The sequence below is a fragment of the Ruegeria sp. H9 genome, from assembly GCF_056532915.1.
In genome coordinates this window covers 1507024-1522645 of the sequence record NZ_JBQFNX010000001.1, presented here as the reverse complement: position 1 = coordinate 1522645, position 15622 = coordinate 1507024, and the positions used below count along the sequence as shown (strand labels likewise).

Here is a 15622-nt window from a genome sequence, read left to right as displayed (position 1 = left end):
AACCTTGAGAGATATGTCGCAGGTGTCCGCATCATCACTCGAACTCGATGATCACATCATCAACGGCCAGACTGTCGCCGGGGCCCGCGTTGATCTTGGAGACAACGCCTTTTTTCTCAGCGCGCAGGATGTTCTCCATCTTCATCGCCTCAACGGTACAAAGTGCCTGACCTTCCTGCACCTCCTGACCTACTTCCACATCAATCTTCACGATCAAGCCCGGCATTGGGCAGAGCAGCATTTTCGATGTATCAGGCGGCAGCTTCTCGGGCATCAGGCGGGCCAGTTCGGCCTGACGCGGGGTGCGCACATGTACCTTGAGGTCAGCCCCTCGGTTTCGGATACGGAACCCGCCCGATATCTTTCCAACCTTCAAGACCAACGGGCTGCCATCCACGTCCAACACCGCAAGTTGGTCACCCGGCGTCCAGTCAGAGGACACACGCAGAGCTGACCCGTCTTTGAATTTGACAGTCGCGCCCTGTTTGTCAGCCTTAACCTTGACGCTGAAATCCTGCCCTTGCAGAGCGACATTCCAACGTTTGCCGACCTTCCGTTCATGGTTGTCCATCCGGCCCGATACGCGGGTGCGACGGATTTCGGCAACCCGGTGCATGGCAGCGCACGAGGCTGCGATGCGACGCAGATCTTCTTCGGGAAGGTCGACGCCTTCGAACCCGTCCGGATACTCCTCGGCGATGAAAGCGGTCGTCATGTCACCACTTACAAATTTCGGGTGATCCATGACCGCTGACAGGAATGGCAAGTTGTGACCGATGCCTTCGACTTCGAAACTGTCCAGCGCCACGCGCATCGCCTCAATCGCCTGTTCGCGGGTTGGTGCCCAGGTACACAGCTTGGCGATCATCGGGTCGTAATACATGCTGATCTCGCCGCCCTCATAGACGCCGGTATCGTTACGCACAGCGCTATCCCCTTTAGGCGCATCACCTTGCCATTTGTCATTCACAAGCAGCGGGCCGGCTGCGACCTCCTGCGGCGGGCGATAACGGGTAAGGCGGCCAATCGAGGGCAAGAAGCCACGATAAGGGTCCTCTGCATAAAGACGGTTTTCAATCGCCCAGCCTGTCAGGGTGACGTCATCCTGCGTGATCGACAGTTTTTCTCCAGCCGCCACACGGATCATCTGCTCCACAAGATCAACACCTGTGATCAACTCGGTCACCGGGTGTTCCACTTGCAGTCGTGTGTTCATTTCGAGGAAGTAGAAGTTCTTTTCGCCATCCACGATGAATTCCACCGTACCGGCACTGGCATAGTCCACCGCTTTGGCAAGCGCGACCGCCTGTTCGCCCATCGCCTTGCGGGTTTCAGGGTCAAGGAACGGCGATGGCGCCTCTTCCACAACCTTCTGGTTCCGGCGCTGGATCGAGCATTCGCGTTCCCCGAGATAAATGCCATTGCCGTGACTGTCACAGAGCACCTGAATTTCGATGTGGCGCGGTTGAGTCACGAATTTCTCGATGAAAATCCGGTCGTCGCCGAAGGAGTTCGCGGCCTCGTTCTTGGATGACTGGAAACCTTCCCGCGCCTCTTCGTCATTCCACGCAATCCGCATGCCCTTGCCACCACCGCCTGCGCTGGCCTTGATCATCACCGGATAGCCAATGTCGTTCGAAATCTTCACCGCCTCATCGGCGTCTTCGATCAGGCCCATGTAACCGGGCACCGTCGAAACCCCGGCCTCCTGCGCGATCTTCTTCGAGGTGATCTTGTCCCCCATGCTTTCGATCGCACCGACCGGGGGGCCGACAAAGGCGACGCCTTCGGCATCCAGCGCCTCGGCGAATTTGGAGTTCTCGGACAGAAAGCCATAACCGGGGTGGACCGCCTGCGCGCCGCTTTTACGGATGGCATCCATCACCTTGTCGATGACGATGTATGACTGGTTGGCGGGCGGCGGGCCGATATGCACGGCCTCATCCGCCATTGAAACATGCAGGGCGTTCTTGTCAGCATCTGAATAGATGGCAACCGTGCCAATGCCCATCTTGCGGGCGGTCTTGATGACCCGGCAGGCAATCTCGCCCCGGTTTGCGATCAGGATCTTGTTGAACATGGAACGTCCTTTGGCTTGATGTTCTGGAAACGCAAAACGCCGCCGCGGGGCGTTGACCCCACGACGGCGTGATGCGCAATGACAGACGGGACTTTTCCAGCCCCGTTAAATTCAGCTTTAGTTACAGTTGTTCTGGGTCTTGCAGTAAAGCACGTTGCCCGCAGCCCCAACTGCCGCCCCAAGCAGCGGATCTGCACTGAGGACCGCCGCCCCCAGAGCCCCCGCACCGCCGCCAAGGATCGCCTGTTCGCCGGTCGAGCCACCGCAGGCCGCCAAACCCGCGCAGGTTGCCAACGCAAGGGAAATTCGTTTGATTCGCATGGTTTCTGCCCTTCTAGATTTTTTGCAGTCTTTGAGAGCAGATGCCGATTTCGCGCCTTGTTATGCAATAACACGGACCACAAACTTGCGAATTGCGCAGGTTTTTGCCGCTTTTTGTCCAATCCTGACAAAAAGAAAACCGCGGACAGAACTCTGTGGGGAACACAAGCCTGCCCGCGGAAGGAAGGGGTACGGAATAGTAGGTGCTTGTGCGACGCAGGCAAAATAGAGCCGCACGGCCCAATCACTGTGCACAGCACAATTCTGGCCGCCAACCAGTTATTGTTTCCATCTGAGATTCCGGCTGAAACCTGCCCATCCAGCGCGGCACCACGCAGATTTGCGCCGACGTCGTAATCGCCCGGACAGCGACGACTACGTCTGAAATCCGTCACGTTCCTGTTACAAATCGAAGACTTGTAGCGAGGCAGTGCGCGAGGCACCTCACGCAACATCACTACAAACTCACGCAAAAATCCTTCCGGTGACAGTAACTTAGATTCCGGTTTCAGCGCAGCGTGAAACGTCACATGTCTACCGACACTTTTGCTTGAAAAATTGAGAGCATCTTCTCTCAACTTGGTGATTTCCCAAGAATTCAGTTGCGTGGAACGGTGCCCCTGCACACTCGCACACAAGGAACTATCCATATGATAACAAAGGGTAAAAATGCTAGCCTGCTTGCTGCCAGCGCGCTTTCCGTGACCGGTATGCAAGCCTTGGCGCAAGATGCACAAACTCAGGCTGAACTGGATGCACTGCGCGCCCGGGTCGAAGCGCTGGAATCCTCCAATCCCGGGTCTGGCACTGGGGATCTGCAGATCGGCAACACCACTCTGGACGTCTACGGTTATGTCAAAGCCGACTTCTTCTATGACTTCGAATACGATCAGGGCGACACCGCATTCGTAAACGTGATTGGCGAACCCTCGGCCGAGACAGATGGTACGTTTGGCGCCACAGTCCGTCAGTCTCGTATCGGGCTGCGCACCAGCACGCCTTCGGGAATCGGAGACATTCAGGGCCAGATCGAAGTCGATGCCTTCGGCTCGGACGGAACCGCCGAATTCCGAATTCGTCATGCCAATATCCGAATTGGGGAACAATGGCTGATCGGACAATACTGGACCAATTTCCAACCTCTGGACACCTACCCGACCTCGGTGGAATTTAACGGGCCGGTCGGGATCGCTTTCGCGCGCGTTCCGCAGGTGCGCTACACCAACAATATCGGATCGAATACCACCTTCGCCGTTTCCGTTGAAGAAAACGTCGGCGGCTCGGATTCGGATGATCCTGTGCTGACTGGTTCGGTCGAATACAACGATGGCAAATACATCGCTCGTGCCTCGGCGCTCTACGGCAAGGCGCAATCCGGCGACGTCGAGGTCGATCAGACCGGTTTCTCTTTGTCGGGCTCGATCCGACCGTGGGAAGGTGGGTTGTTTCAGGTCAACTATGTCAACGGCGAGGCACTTGGCCCCTACCTGATCGGCTTGGGTGACGCAGTCGTCGGGGGTCAGGCCAACGATGTTGATGGCTACACCATCGAATTCCGTCAAGACCTGAGTTCCAAATGGAACGTCGGCATCGCCTATGGCAAGGAAGACTACGACCTGCCTACATCGACCGGTACTTTGTCGTTCACCGAGCTTGAGACGATCCACGTCAATGCCTTTTACAAGGCGACAGACAACCTGACGCTCAGCGCCGAATACATCTATGGAGAGCGGAACGACACAATTTCCGGCGACACATTCGACGGCAACCGTGTCCAGTTGGCCGCGCAACTCAACTTCTGATGAAAACAGCCTACCCTGCCCATTAGCGGGCAGGGTTCCAGTGTCACTGATCATCTGAGTGTTATGTGCGGCAGCCCCGGTCACAATCAGCGCACTCCGTCGAACACGTCAGGGAAAGATTGGCGCGCGGCGTCCAGATTGATCACCAGCAGAGCATCGTAGCTTGCAGGATCAAACGGGTCTTCGGCGGCGACAACCTCACGCCCGAACAGCCAACTTAGACGGCCCGCGTCCAGATTGCCTCGCTCAAAGGGCTGATCACCAAAATGCGCCCATAACGCCTCGATAAACGCGACATCTGCGCGCTTGTCGGCGGGTTTGCGATCGCGAAAGCGTTCTCGCTGGGTCAGCGGCGTAACGCCCTTGGGATTGGCCCGCCGAATGGTGAACTGGAAGTCTGTTCCGGGCAAACGTCCGGGGAAACCGCGATGTTTCAGCATTGCGAAACCTCAACGGACAAGTTCCAGATATGGCAGGCCATCGGACATGCCTGCGGGATTGAAGTGATCATGCGAACCTCCAGAGCTGCATCACTGTATCGGGACACTCTGAGACCGTGACATTGTTGGTTCATGGTCAGAGCCCCTCCCAGATACACCGGGATTGATCCAGCCGGTAGGCTTCGAAGAACTGCGTTGCGTCAGGTTCGGAGGTGCCGAACGCTACCGGTCTGTCCGAAAACGAAATCACAATCCGGGCAGGCTGCAATTCGTGCTGGGCCACGTAAGGCACCGCCAGTGTTTCACACAAATGCTCCATGTCGACTACGGCGACATCATATGTGATACGACCTGCAGTCGATCCGATCTTGGGTGCAATGAACCGAAACCGCACCCAAAGCTCACCCGGATTGGTGTCCAGAAGCACATCGCTAAGCTCGACCGGTTGACCCGACGGCACGGGCAGCAGGTTTGAGGCCAGCGCCGAACCTACTCCGACCAGCAACGTAAAAACCCCGGCGCATCCCCGGATCCGCCAGCGGCGGCTTCCTTCCTCCGGGGGAGCGTGCAGAGTGGTTGCAACCTGCACGGTCTTATGTCCGGTCAATCGGGGCATTTACGGCTCGGGCCTCCTCGGCGGGCATTTACAGCGGGATATTGTCGTGCTTTTTCCAAGGGTTCTTCAGTTGCTTGCCGCGCAGGCTCGCAAATGCACGTGATACACGGCGGCGGGTCGATTGTGGCATGATCACCTCATCAATGAAGCCGCGCTCGGCCGCAACGAAGGGATTTGCGAACCGGTCCTCATAGTCCTGAGTGTGTTGTGCGATCTTATCGGAATCGCCGAGATCGGCGCGGTGGATGATTTCGGTCGCGCCCTTTGCACCCATCACCGCGATCTCTGCCGTGGGCCACGCATAGTTGAAATCGCCGCGCAGGTGTTTGGACGCCATAACATCATACGCGCCACCGTAGGCCTTACGCGTGATTACGGTGACCTTTGGCACGGTCGCTTCGCCATAAGCAAATAGCAGTTTCGCGCCGTGCTTGATCACGCCGCCATACTCCTGCGAAGTGCCCGGCAGAAAGCCCGGAACATCAACAAGCGTCAGGATCGGGATTTCAAAGCAATCACAGAACCGCACGAACCGGGCCGCTTTTCGGGAACTATCGATGTCCAAACATCCTGCCAATACCATGGGTTGGTTGGCTACGACGCCCACGGTCTGCCCCTCAAGCCGGATAAAACCGGTGATGATGTTCTTAGCGTAATCTTCCTGAATCTCGTAAAAATCACCCTCATCCGCCACTTTGGTGATCAGTTCCTTCATGTCGTACGGCGTGTTCGGATTGTCCGGGATCAGCGTATCCAGCGATGTCTCGACCCGGTCAGGGCTGTCAAAAAACGGGCGAACTGGCGGTTTCTCGCGATTGTTGAGCGGAAGGAAGTCGACAAGACGGCGCACCTCGGCCAGCGCCTCCACATCGTTTTCAAACGCGCCATCAGCGACCGACGACTTTTTGGTGTGGGTTGAAGCCCCGCCCAATTCCTCTGCCGTCACGACCTCATTGGTCACGGTCTTCACAACGTCTGGGCCGGTTACGAACATGTACGAGGTGTCTTTGACCATGAATATGAAGTCGGTCATCGCAGGACTGTAAACCGCACCACCTGCACACGGCCCCATAATCACGCTGATCTGCGGAACGACGCCCGAGGCCATGATATTACGCTGGAACACTTCGGCATATCCGGCCAATGAAGCGACGCCTTCCTGAATCCGCGCCCCGCCCGAGTCGTTGATCCCGATCACCGGCGCTCCGTTTTGAACTGCCATGTCCATGATCTTGCAAATCTTCTGCGCATGGGTTTCTGACAGCGAGCCGCCGAATACGGTGAAGTCCTGGCTGAAGACGTAGACCATTCGACCATTGATCGTACCCCAGCCTGTGACCACCCCATCACCAGCAGGCTTTTGTTTCTCCATTCCGAAATCAGTGCAGCGATGGCTGACAAACATGTCAAACTCTTCAAAGCTGCCTTCGTCTACCAGCAACTCGATCCGTTCGCGTGCCGTCAGCTTTCCGCGGGCGTGTTGCGAGTCGATGCGTTTTTGCCCACCACCCAATCGCGCGTTGTTGCGACGGCCTTCGAGCTCGGAAAGGATGTCTTTCATGTCGGTAGTCTCCCAAGAGAATTTGCGCGACCATAACGAGTTGGGATCGGCGGCCAAAGAAGTTTTCGGCAAATTTGCAAATATTTGGCAACACTATTTGAGATAACTGCAAATTTGTTAATTAACACAACAAGCCAAACTGCCGATGGCATTTCGCGCGATCAGGGTCTAAAGGTAAACCATGCAGTTCAGTTCACCCTCTGTCAGCCGCACGCCCCCCACGCTTGCAACACTCGTTTTGTTGTCAGGATTGTCGGCGCTGAGCATGAATCTGTATCTGCCCAGCCTTCCCTTTATGGCGACGTATTTTCAGACTGATTACAAGGTGATGCAGCTTTCGATCGCGCTTTATCTTCTGGTCAACGCGGCACTGCAAATCTTAATAGGACCCATTGCCGATAAGGCCGGACGTCGGCCTGTACTGCTGTGGGGACTCGCCCTTTTCCTACTGGCAACGCTCGGGTGTATATACGCCCCAAATGTCGAAACCTTTCTGGCCTTCAGAATGTTTCAGGCCGTCATTGTCGTTGGTATTGTCTTAAGCCGTGCGGCTGTGCGGGACATGTACGAACAGGACCAGGCTGCTTCGATGCTCGGATATGTCACCATGGGGATGGCAGTCGTCCCGATGATCGGCCCTGCTGTCGGCGGGCTTCTCGAAGAAACTTTTGGCTGGAAAGCCAATTTCTGGCTACCCTTTGCCCTTGCGGCACTAGCGCTGGCGCTGACCTACCAAGATTTTGGCGAAACCGCCGCCGCAAGCGGCAAAACACTGATGCAGCAATTTCGCGAATATCCTGAATTGCTGAGATCACCTCGCTTCTGGGGCTATTCCCTGTCCTCAGCTTTCTCTTCAGGCGCGTTCTTTGCCTATCTCGGGGGCGCACCATTTATCGGGACCGAAGTGTTCGGCATGACAGCCGCCGAGGTCGGCATCTACTTTGGTGCGCCTGCGATTGGCTATTTCTTCGGTAACTTCATCAGCGGTCGATTCTCGGTTCGCTTCGGCGTCAACCGAATGGTGCGCTGGGGATGCTGGCTGAATGCAATTGGCGTGGCCCTATCAGCTTTGTTGTTCCTAGTGGATTTGGGAACGGCGCTCAGCTTCTTTGGCCTGATGACCTTCGTCGGGTTGGGTAACGGCATGGCGATCCCAAATGCAACCGCCGGATCGCTTTCGGTCCGCCCGCATCTGGCGGCTACTGCCTCTGGTTTGAGCGGTGCGATCATGTTGGGCGGCGGCGCGGCACTCAGCGCATTGGCAGGCGCATTGCTGACGCATGAGACGGGCGCGATGCCTCTGCTTTGGCTGATGCTGGCAACCGCCGCACTGGCAATCTGCGCGATCAGCGTTGTTATCTGGCGCGAACGGCAATTGGGTCTGTAGACGGCTTGCGCGACAGGGTTTGCAAAGTTAGCCTGCAGATTCAGTAAAGCTGCAAAGAACCGCCATGGCCACTCAGAAATTATACGCTGGCGCCAAGCTGCGCGAAATGCGCACACGCCTGACCCTCACGCAGAAGGATTTCGCCGCAAAACTGGGCGTTTCACTGCCCTATTTGAACCAGATGGAGAATAACAACCGGCCGATTTCGACGACCGTTGTTCTGGCACTGGCGCAAGAGTTTGGTATGGATGTGACCGAACTCAGCACAGGGGATAGCGAACGATTGGTTTCGGATATGCGCGAAGCACTGGCCGATCCGGTGTTCGCCGAAACGGCGCCCCCTCTGGCTGATCTCAGGCTCACCGCTTCAAATGCGCCCGCGCTTGCACGCGCGTTCATCGAGTTACACCGCGCCTATCGCCAGACCCATGAACGCCTCGCCTCGCTCGACGAGGCATTGGGCCGCGAGGATGCCCGTATTCAGGCCAGCCCATGGGAAGAGGTGCGCGATTTCTTTCACTACTGCGACAATTATATTGACGCCGTTGACCGCGCTGCCGAACGCTTCGCCAGCCGTGCCGATGAAACCAGCGATATTCGGCAAGTCGCCCTGAACAGCCTGTCAGAACGCGGCATTCACGTCACTTTCGCCGACACAGAAACCTTACGCAGCTACAATGCTGGTGACAAAACCCTGCGCCTTTCCTCGCGAGCCGCACCACAAACGCAGGTCTTCCAACTGCTGCTGCAGGTGGCGTTGATCAGTCAGGATAAGCTGCTTGAAGCAACGCTAGATTTCGCCCGTTTCCAAAGCGATGAGGCCCGCGCCATCGCCAAGATTGGCCTCGCCAACTATTTTGCCGGGGCTTCGCTGATGCCTTACGGCGCTTTCCTGTCCGCAGCGCAAGACTATCGGCATGATTTGGAGCTGCTCAGCAACCGGTTCGGGGCATCGATTGAACAGGTGGCGCACCGCCTGTCCACGCTACAGCGCCCCGGCGCAAAGGGGATTCCGTTCTTTTTTGTCCGTGTCGATCAGGCCGGAACGATCACCAAACGCCATTCAGCTACGCGCTTGCAATTTGCCCGTTTCGGCGGTGCCTGCCCACTCTGGAATGTCCACCGGGCATTCGAGACCCCGGGTCATTTCCTGCAACAGCTAGCCGAGACACCGGATGGCGTCCGCTATATCTCATTGGCTCGTGATGTTTCAAAATCCGGAGGCTCGTTCGGTGCTCCTGTCCGCCGCTATGCCATCGCCTTGGGATGTGAGGTTCGTCATGCCGAAGCATTGGTCTACGCCGATAATCTCGACATAAACAACGCGAGCGCTTACGAGCCCATCGGCATATCCTGCCGCATCTGCGAGCGCCAGACCTGCCACCAAAGATCGGTCCCACCGTTAGAGCGCCGCCTGACCATCGACGCCCATAGCCGCGGCACCCTGCCTTATGAGGTCACCTGATCTTCATCTGGCCATATATATCCTGCGAGTCCGGGGGCAGAGCCCCCGCCTAATCCTTAGCTTTTTGACAAGATCGCCCAGATCTCGTCCTTGAGCGCCGCGCGTTTCTTGCGCAAATCAACCTCGGCCAATTCCTCCATCGGCTCAACATTGGTTTCAGCCCGATGCACGGTGCGGTTGACCTCATGATACTCATCCGCAAGTCGGGCAAAATGCGCATCCGTTTGCTTGAGCTGGCTCATCACTTCGAGCTTGTCGGGGAACTCTTCAGCCAGTTCATGCGGGGTATGAGACATCCAGTTGGCTCCTTGTTTCAGCGTTACATCCCAAGGCTAAACATGACTGTCGCACTCCGCTTTGACGCCGATCAAATTCTGAGCGCAATCAACCAGCTTTCAGGATAAATGCACACCGTGGGTTTTGGATGTGTCAGCGCTGTGCCGTTGCCCATCTCGGACTTATCCAGGGCTGGTCGTTCGCTTTGGGCAGAGGGTCTTTCTGCAGCAAATGGTCCGACATCTTTTCACCCACCATTATCGATGGCGCGTTCAGATTGCCATTGGTGATTTGCGGGAAAATCGAGCTATCGGCGACGCGCAATCCATCCACCCCAATCACACGCCCTTGCGGGTCGACAACGGCATCCTTGTCATCCGCACGTCCCATGCGGCAAGTCCCGCAAGGGTGATAGGCGCTTTCGGCATGCTCGGCGATAAAGGCATCTAGCTCATCGTCCGACTGAACCTCCGCCCCCGGTTGGATCTCTTTACCGGCAAAGGGTTTGAACGCCTGCTGTCCAAAGATCTCTCGGGTCAAGCGAATGCAGGTTCTGAAGTCTTCCCAATCCGAATCATGGCTCATGTAGTTGAACCGGATCACCGGCGCGTCTTCGGCTTTGGCGGATCGCAGAGTCACAGCGCCGCGCGAGGGCGACCGCATTGGCCCCACATGCGCCTGGAATCCGTGCCCTTCGGCTGCCGCCTGCCCGTCATAGCGAACCGCCATCGGCAGAAAATGATATTGTATGTCAGGATATTCCACACCCGGTTTCGAACGCACAAAGGCGGCGCTTTCAAACTGGTTCGAGGCGCCAAGGCCGGTTTTGGTAAACAACCATTGCGCCCCGATCATCCCCTTACTGATCAGGTTCCAATGCTTGTATAGCGTGATCGGTTGTATCGAGGCCTGTTGGATATAAAGTTCTAGGTGATCCTGCAGATTGGCGCCGACGCCAGGGCGGTCGGCGACCACTTTGATACCGTGCTCAGCCAGGTGCGCCGCGGGTCCAACCCCCGAAAGCATCAGCAACTTAGGCGAATTGATAGACGAAGCCGCCAATACAACCTCGCGCCGCGCTGTGATCACTTCCCGTTTGCCACCCCGTATCAATTCGACCCCGGATGCGCGCCCAGAATCAATAATCACGCGCGCCGCAAGACCCCGGATGATTTCGCAGTTTTGCCGCTTGAGCGCTGGCCTAAGGTACGCATTCGCCGCCGACCAGCGCCGTCCTTTCCAGACGGTCTGCTCCATCGGCCCAAAACCTTCTTGTTTCTCACCGTTATAGTCGCCAGTGACCTCATATCCAGCCTGCTGACCTGCATCGACGAACGCCTTAAACAGCGGATTTTCACGAGGCCCTCGCGACACGTGCAGAGGTCCATCCGTGCCTCTCCAGGTGTGATCACCGCCATGGCCACCATCATGCCAGGTTTCCATGCGTTTGTAGTACGGCAGCACATCTGCGTAAGACCATCCATCTGCGCCCATCTCGGCCCAGGTGTCAAAATCTCGCGCGTGACCGCGCACATAGACCATGCCATTGATCGAAGAAGACCCTCCGATCACCTTGCCCCGAGGGCAAGCAAGTTGACGATTGTTCAGATGTGGTTCGGGTTCGGATTTGTAGCCCCAGTCATATCGCGACATATTCATCGGATAGCTTAGGGCGGCAGGCATCTGGATGAAGGGTCCGGCGTCAGTGCCGCCATGCTCGATCACCAAAACCGAAGCTCCGGCCTCACTCAGACGGTAAGCCATCGCGCAACCAGCAGAACCGGCGCCAACAATGACAAAATCTGCTTCCATATTCGTGTCTCCGTTCACCTTCGGGGCAAGATTTTTCGACGAAAAATCTCCGCACTTCCGACGGGTGCAATTTCAAAAATGTAAAGGATTACTCGCCACGCGGATAACGCTGGCTATCCTCGACATCGTTCAGGTCCATATGATTGCGCATGTACCGTTCAGACGCTTTCTGAAGAGGCTGGTAATCCCAAGGATAATAGCCACCCTGCCGTAATGCCTCGTAAACCACCCAGCGCCGGGCTTGGCTGGCCCTCACATCGGCATCAAAGCGATCCAAATCCCATCGCGACTCGGATTTAGTACGCAGTGTTTGCAAGGTGCCTGCATGTTCGGGCAGGCCAGCAAGATTTTCCATCTCATGCGGATCAGCCTCGAGATCGAACAGTTGATCGGGGTCCAATGTACAGCGATTGTATTTCCACTTGCCATAGCGCAGAGAGACTAAAGGAGCGTATGAGGCCTCGGCGGCATATTCCATTGCAACCGGCGCGGTTCGGTCTGTGCCCTTTGCCAAGGGCACAAGATCCTCACCATCCGTCCAAGGTGAGATTTCCGCCATATCGACGCCCGCCAACGTACCAAGCGTCGGTGTCACGTCGATCGTCGAAACTGGTGTATCGATGCGACCAACTGGAAGATCGGAGGCAGAAATCATGAGCGGCACGCGGGAAGAGCCCTCGAAGAAAGTCATCTTGAACCATAACCCGCGCTCACCCAGCATGTCGCCGTGGTCGGACACGAACAGTATGATCGCCTCTTGCCGCGTCGTTTCCAGAACCTCCAGTATCTCACCGATCTTGTCATCCAGATATGAGATATTGGCGAAATAGGCGCGACGGGATTTGCGAATATCCTCGGTCGTTATGTCGAAGCTGCGCCAGTCATTGGCATCGAAAATACGTTTGGAATGCGGGTCCTGATTGTCATATCCCAAATCCGCGATCTGTGGCTCAAGATGCTCACAATCTTCATACAGATCCCAGTACTTGCGTCGCGCTACGTAAGGATCGTGTGGGTGCGTGAAGCTGACGGTCACACACCAGGGGCGATCATCCTTGCCGCGTGCAAGGTCATATAGCTTGGCCTTGGCGTTATAAGCGACTTCGTCATCATATTCCATCTGGTTAGAAATCTCGGCAATGCCTGCCCCGGTGACCGAGCCCATATTGTGATACCACCAGTCGATGCGCTCACCGGGTTTACGATAATCCGGCGTCCAACCGAAATCTGCCGGGTAGATATCAGTGGTCAGACGATCTTCGAACCCGTGCAACTGGTCTGGGCCAACAAAGTGCATCTTGCCGGACAAGCAGGTGTAATATCCTGCACGACGAAGGTGGTGGGCATAGGTCGGGATATCGCTGCTGAACTCGGCGGCGTTGTCATAGACGCCAGTGCGCGATGGCAGTTGACCCGACATAAAGCTCGCACGTCCCGGAGCACAGAGCGGCGAAGCAGTGTATGCATTTGCGAAACGCGTTGATCTTGCCGCCAGCTTCTTCAGGTTCGGCGCATGCAACCATTCTGCAGGACCATCGGGGAAGAGGGTCCCGTTGAGCTGATCCACCATCAGGATCAGAATATTCGGCTTTGTCATTTTTCGGCCTCTAGGAAAACTCTCAGTACCCGCAGCGCATGGGTGACTGCCCGCTGCGGCTCTTGTGGGGAATTCAGTGCAGAGTGGATGTACAACCCATCGATCAGCGCAATCATACCTTCGGCGGCCTCGCTCGGGTCACTCATATGTGGGCGCAACGCATGGATCAGGTTCGAGCGGATGCGTGCCTGATAGATTTGCCAGAGCCTCAGCGCATCATCGTTGGTTTGAGCCAAAACATAAAAAGTCATCCAAGCTGCGATAACATCCGGTGTGAAACATGATGGCGCGAAACAGGCGCGAATGATGGCCTGTGCGCGCTCTTCCGGATCTGCCGTACTGAGTTGTGCGCGCGCTTCAGATCCAAAATCCGTCAGGATACGCCGCATCGCGGCTAGGAATATCTGTTCTTTGCCCCCAAAGTAATGATGCGCCAATGCACTGGACATACCTGCGCGTTTGGCGATCTGGCTAACGGTGACATCAAGGGATTTTTGCGCGCCAAGCTCGGCGATCGTCGCCTTGACGATCGCGTCCCGCCGGATCGGCTCCATTCCGAGTTTTGGCATCTTCGCCTCTTCGCCATACCTGAGTGCAAGGAAGGCTAAGCGGTTTTTATTGACTCGTCAATCAATAACGGTTCTTGGTTTCGCCGGTGGGGTCTCAGAACCTTGCGGCGGTGTGCCGCCACGGCTCAGCACGGCTTCACGCCAGGTGATGAAGCTGACGGCAGCCAGGATCAGAGTGCCTCCTGCAATTACCCAGATGTCGATGCGTTCATGGAAGGCCAAAGCGCCGAGCAAAGTGGCCCAGATCAGCTGCAGGAACGTCACCGGCTGGGTCACGGCCACCGGGGCAGCCTGCAATGCAAGCGTCATGAAATAGTGTCCCGCAGTCGCAAAGCTGGCGACGATGAAAAGTATACCAAGATCGCGCAGGCTGGGCGGCTCCCAAACCGCGACGGCGAAAGGGATAAGCGCGATGGTGACCCATATCGAAAGATGGGCAACAACGGCTGAGGGACGGATATCACGGACCATGACTTTGGCCAGCAGATAGGAACCACCAAGCGCTAGTGCAGCCCCCAGCATCGCTATGTGACCGGGCAATATCTCGCGAAAGCCCGGGCGCAGGATGATCACTACTCCAATCACAGCAACACCAATCGCGGCGATACGACGAAAAGCTAGCTTTTCACCCAAGAACAGTGCCGCACCCACCGTGACGTAGATAGGTGTCATGTAATTCATCGCGGTCACCTCGGCGAGGGGGATGCGCGTCATCGCAAAAAACCAAAGCATGACGGCGATGGCGTGGACCATTCCGCGTAGTCCAAACAGCGTTAGATTGCGCGGGGTCAATGGAGTTCCGAGGATCGCCCGGATTGCGGGCAAAAGAAACACCAGACCCAGGACATAGCGCAAGAATGCCGCTTGAATGGGGTTCATGCTGGTTCCCAGCACCTTCACCAGCGCATTCATGCCCACAAAGGACAGCCCGGCCGCAAGCATCCAAAACATGCCAACAAGCGGGCGGTGCTGATCATTAGGTGAGGTCATACAAACGGTTGAACACCGAATTCTGATCCGGGACAACCCTTCACATGATAACAAGTTTCAACGCGATCATAAGCATCACGATTCCGATGATAAAATCAAGAATCTGCCATGCGCGCGGGCGGGCAAAAATCGGTGAAAGCACTCTGGCACCGTAGCCGAGCGAAAAGAAGAAAACGAAACTCGAAGTCATCGCCCCTATCGCAAACCCCATGCGATCTGAATATTGGGCCGATATCGACCCGATCAATACGACCGTATCCAGATATACATGGGGGTTGAGCCAAGTGAAGGCCAGCACGGTCAGCATGGCCGCACGCAGACTGGTGCGCTGCCCTGTTACGGTATCCATCACCGCCCCACCTTGCCAGGCAGACCCAAAACTTCGTAGGGCGTACCAAATCAGAAATACCGCCCCACCATAGCGCATCACCGTTTCAAACCACGGCGCGGCCTGAGCCAGGGTGCCGAACCCTGCAACACCCGCCCCGATCAGTATCGCGTCAGACACTGCGCAGGTCAGGCACAGTGCAAAGACGTGCTCGCGCCGCAGGCCTTGGCGCAGAACAAAGGCGTTCTGAGCGCCTATCGCCAATATAAGGCTAAAACTCAGGGCAAACCCGGCAATCATTGATGGGAACATGCAGCCTCCTGTCGATGCTCGTTGACTACATGGCCGGTGTGAATCTATCAAATTAATGATGATTAC

14 protein-coding genes are annotated in these 15622 nt (G+C 56.4%); 3 read left to right on the top strand and 11 right to left on the bottom strand.

Going from position 1 to position 15622, the window contains the following annotated elements:
* Positions 1-34: 34 nt before the first annotated feature.
* Together ACR0CZ_RS07305 and ACR0CZ_RS07300 are read right to left on the bottom strand one after the other, a co-directional pair.
* On the bottom strand, positions 35-2080 hold the full coding sequence (locus tag ACR0CZ_RS07305) for an acetyl-CoA carboxylase biotin carboxylase subunit (protein WP_170392145.1): 2046 nt from the start codon (positions 2078-2080) through the stop codon (positions 35-37).
* A gap of 117 nt (positions 2081-2197) precedes the next feature.
* Positions 2198-2401 carry a hypothetical protein gene (locus tag ACR0CZ_RS07300; protein ID WP_170392147.1) on the bottom strand — a complete coding sequence of 68 codons (204 nt, stop codon included), beginning with the start codon at positions 2399-2401 and terminating at the stop codon, positions 2198-2200.
* Between the two features lie 650 nt (positions 2402-3051).
* Here ACR0CZ_RS07300 and ACR0CZ_RS07295 point away from each other — a divergent pair.
* Positions 3052-4203 carry a DcaP family trimeric outer membrane transporter gene (locus ACR0CZ_RS07295; RefSeq protein WP_170392149.1) on the top strand — a complete coding sequence of 384 codons (1152 nt, stop codon included), beginning with the start codon at positions 3052-3054 and terminating at the stop codon, positions 4201-4203.
* An 86-nt stretch (positions 4204-4289) separates the two neighbouring features.
* On the opposite strand, the gene ACR0CZ_RS07290 is transcribed toward ACR0CZ_RS07295, so the two are convergent.
* The 3 genes from ACR0CZ_RS07290 to ACR0CZ_RS07280 all read right to left on the bottom strand — a co-directional run bounded on the left by ACR0CZ_RS07290 (position 4290) and on the right by ACR0CZ_RS07280 (position 6820).
* Positions 4290-4643: a hypothetical protein gene (locus ACR0CZ_RS07290; protein ID WP_170392151.1), complete on the bottom strand. Its 354-nt coding sequence runs from the start codon at positions 4641-4643 to the stop codon at positions 4290-4292.
* A 136-nt stretch (positions 4644-4779) separates the two neighbouring features.
* The gene (locus tag ACR0CZ_RS07285; RefSeq protein WP_480439172.1) at positions 4780-5259 is read right to left on the bottom strand and encodes a DUF6497 family protein; all 480 of its coding nucleotides are present in this window, start codon (positions 5257-5259) and stop codon (positions 4780-4782) included.
* A 28-nt stretch (positions 5260-5287) separates the two neighbouring features.
* On the bottom strand, positions 5288-6820 hold the full coding sequence (locus tag ACR0CZ_RS07280; RefSeq protein WP_170392153.1) for an acyl-CoA carboxylase subunit beta: 1533 nt from the start codon (positions 6818-6820) through the stop codon (positions 5288-5290).
* 181 nt (positions 6821-7001) lie between these two features.
* Here ACR0CZ_RS07280 and ACR0CZ_RS07275 point away from each other — a divergent pair, with 181 nt between their 5' ends.
* Together ACR0CZ_RS07275 and ACR0CZ_RS07270 are read left to right on the top strand one after the other, a co-directional pair.
* Positions 7002-8207 carry a multidrug effflux MFS transporter gene (locus ACR0CZ_RS07275; protein ID WP_170392155.1) on the top strand — a complete coding sequence of 402 codons (1206 nt, stop codon included), beginning with the start codon at positions 7002-7004 and terminating at the stop codon, positions 8205-8207.
* A gap of 64 nt (positions 8208-8271) precedes the next feature.
* Positions 8272-9672: a helix-turn-helix transcriptional regulator gene (locus tag ACR0CZ_RS07270; RefSeq protein WP_170392156.1), complete on the top strand. Its 1401-nt coding sequence runs from the start codon at positions 8272-8274 to the stop codon at positions 9670-9672.
* Between the two features lie 56 nt (positions 9673-9728).
* Here the strand turns inward: ACR0CZ_RS07270 and ACR0CZ_RS07265 are convergent, their stop codons facing one another.
* The 6 genes from ACR0CZ_RS07265 to ACR0CZ_RS07240 form a co-directional block, all read right to left on the bottom strand.
* The gene (locus tag ACR0CZ_RS07265; protein WP_170392158.1) at positions 9729-9968 is read right to left on the bottom strand and encodes an HP1242/YdcH family protein; all 240 of its coding nucleotides are present in this window, start codon (positions 9966-9968) and stop codon (positions 9729-9731) included.
* A 133-nt stretch (positions 9969-10101) separates the two neighbouring features.
* A complete protein-coding gene (gene betA, locus ACR0CZ_RS07260) occupies positions 10102-11760 on the bottom strand; it encodes a choline dehydrogenase (RefSeq protein WP_170392160.1) in 1659 nt (552 codons plus the stop codon).
* 88 nt (positions 11761-11848) lie between these two features.
* Positions 11849-13357: a choline-sulfatase gene (gene betC / locus ACR0CZ_RS07255; protein ID WP_170392162.1), complete on the bottom strand. Its 1509-nt coding sequence runs from the start codon at positions 13355-13357 to the stop codon at positions 11849-11851.
* A complete protein-coding gene (gene betI, locus ACR0CZ_RS07250) occupies positions 13354-13926 on the bottom strand; it encodes a choline-binding transcriptional repressor BetI (RefSeq protein ID WP_170392164.1) in 573 nt (190 codons plus the stop codon). Before betI ends, betC begins: the two co-directional genes overlap by 4 nt.
* Positions 13927-13983: 57 nt before the next feature.
* On the bottom strand, positions 13984-14916 hold the full coding sequence (locus ACR0CZ_RS07245) for a DMT family transporter (RefSeq protein ID WP_170392166.1): 933 nt from the start codon (positions 14914-14916) through the stop codon (positions 13984-13986).
* A 40-nt stretch (positions 14917-14956) separates the two neighbouring features.
* A complete protein-coding gene (locus tag ACR0CZ_RS07240; RefSeq protein WP_170392168.1) occupies positions 14957-15556 on the bottom strand; it encodes a LysE/ArgO family amino acid transporter in 600 nt (199 codons plus the stop codon).
* Between the last annotated feature and the right edge of the window lie 66 nt (positions 15557-15622).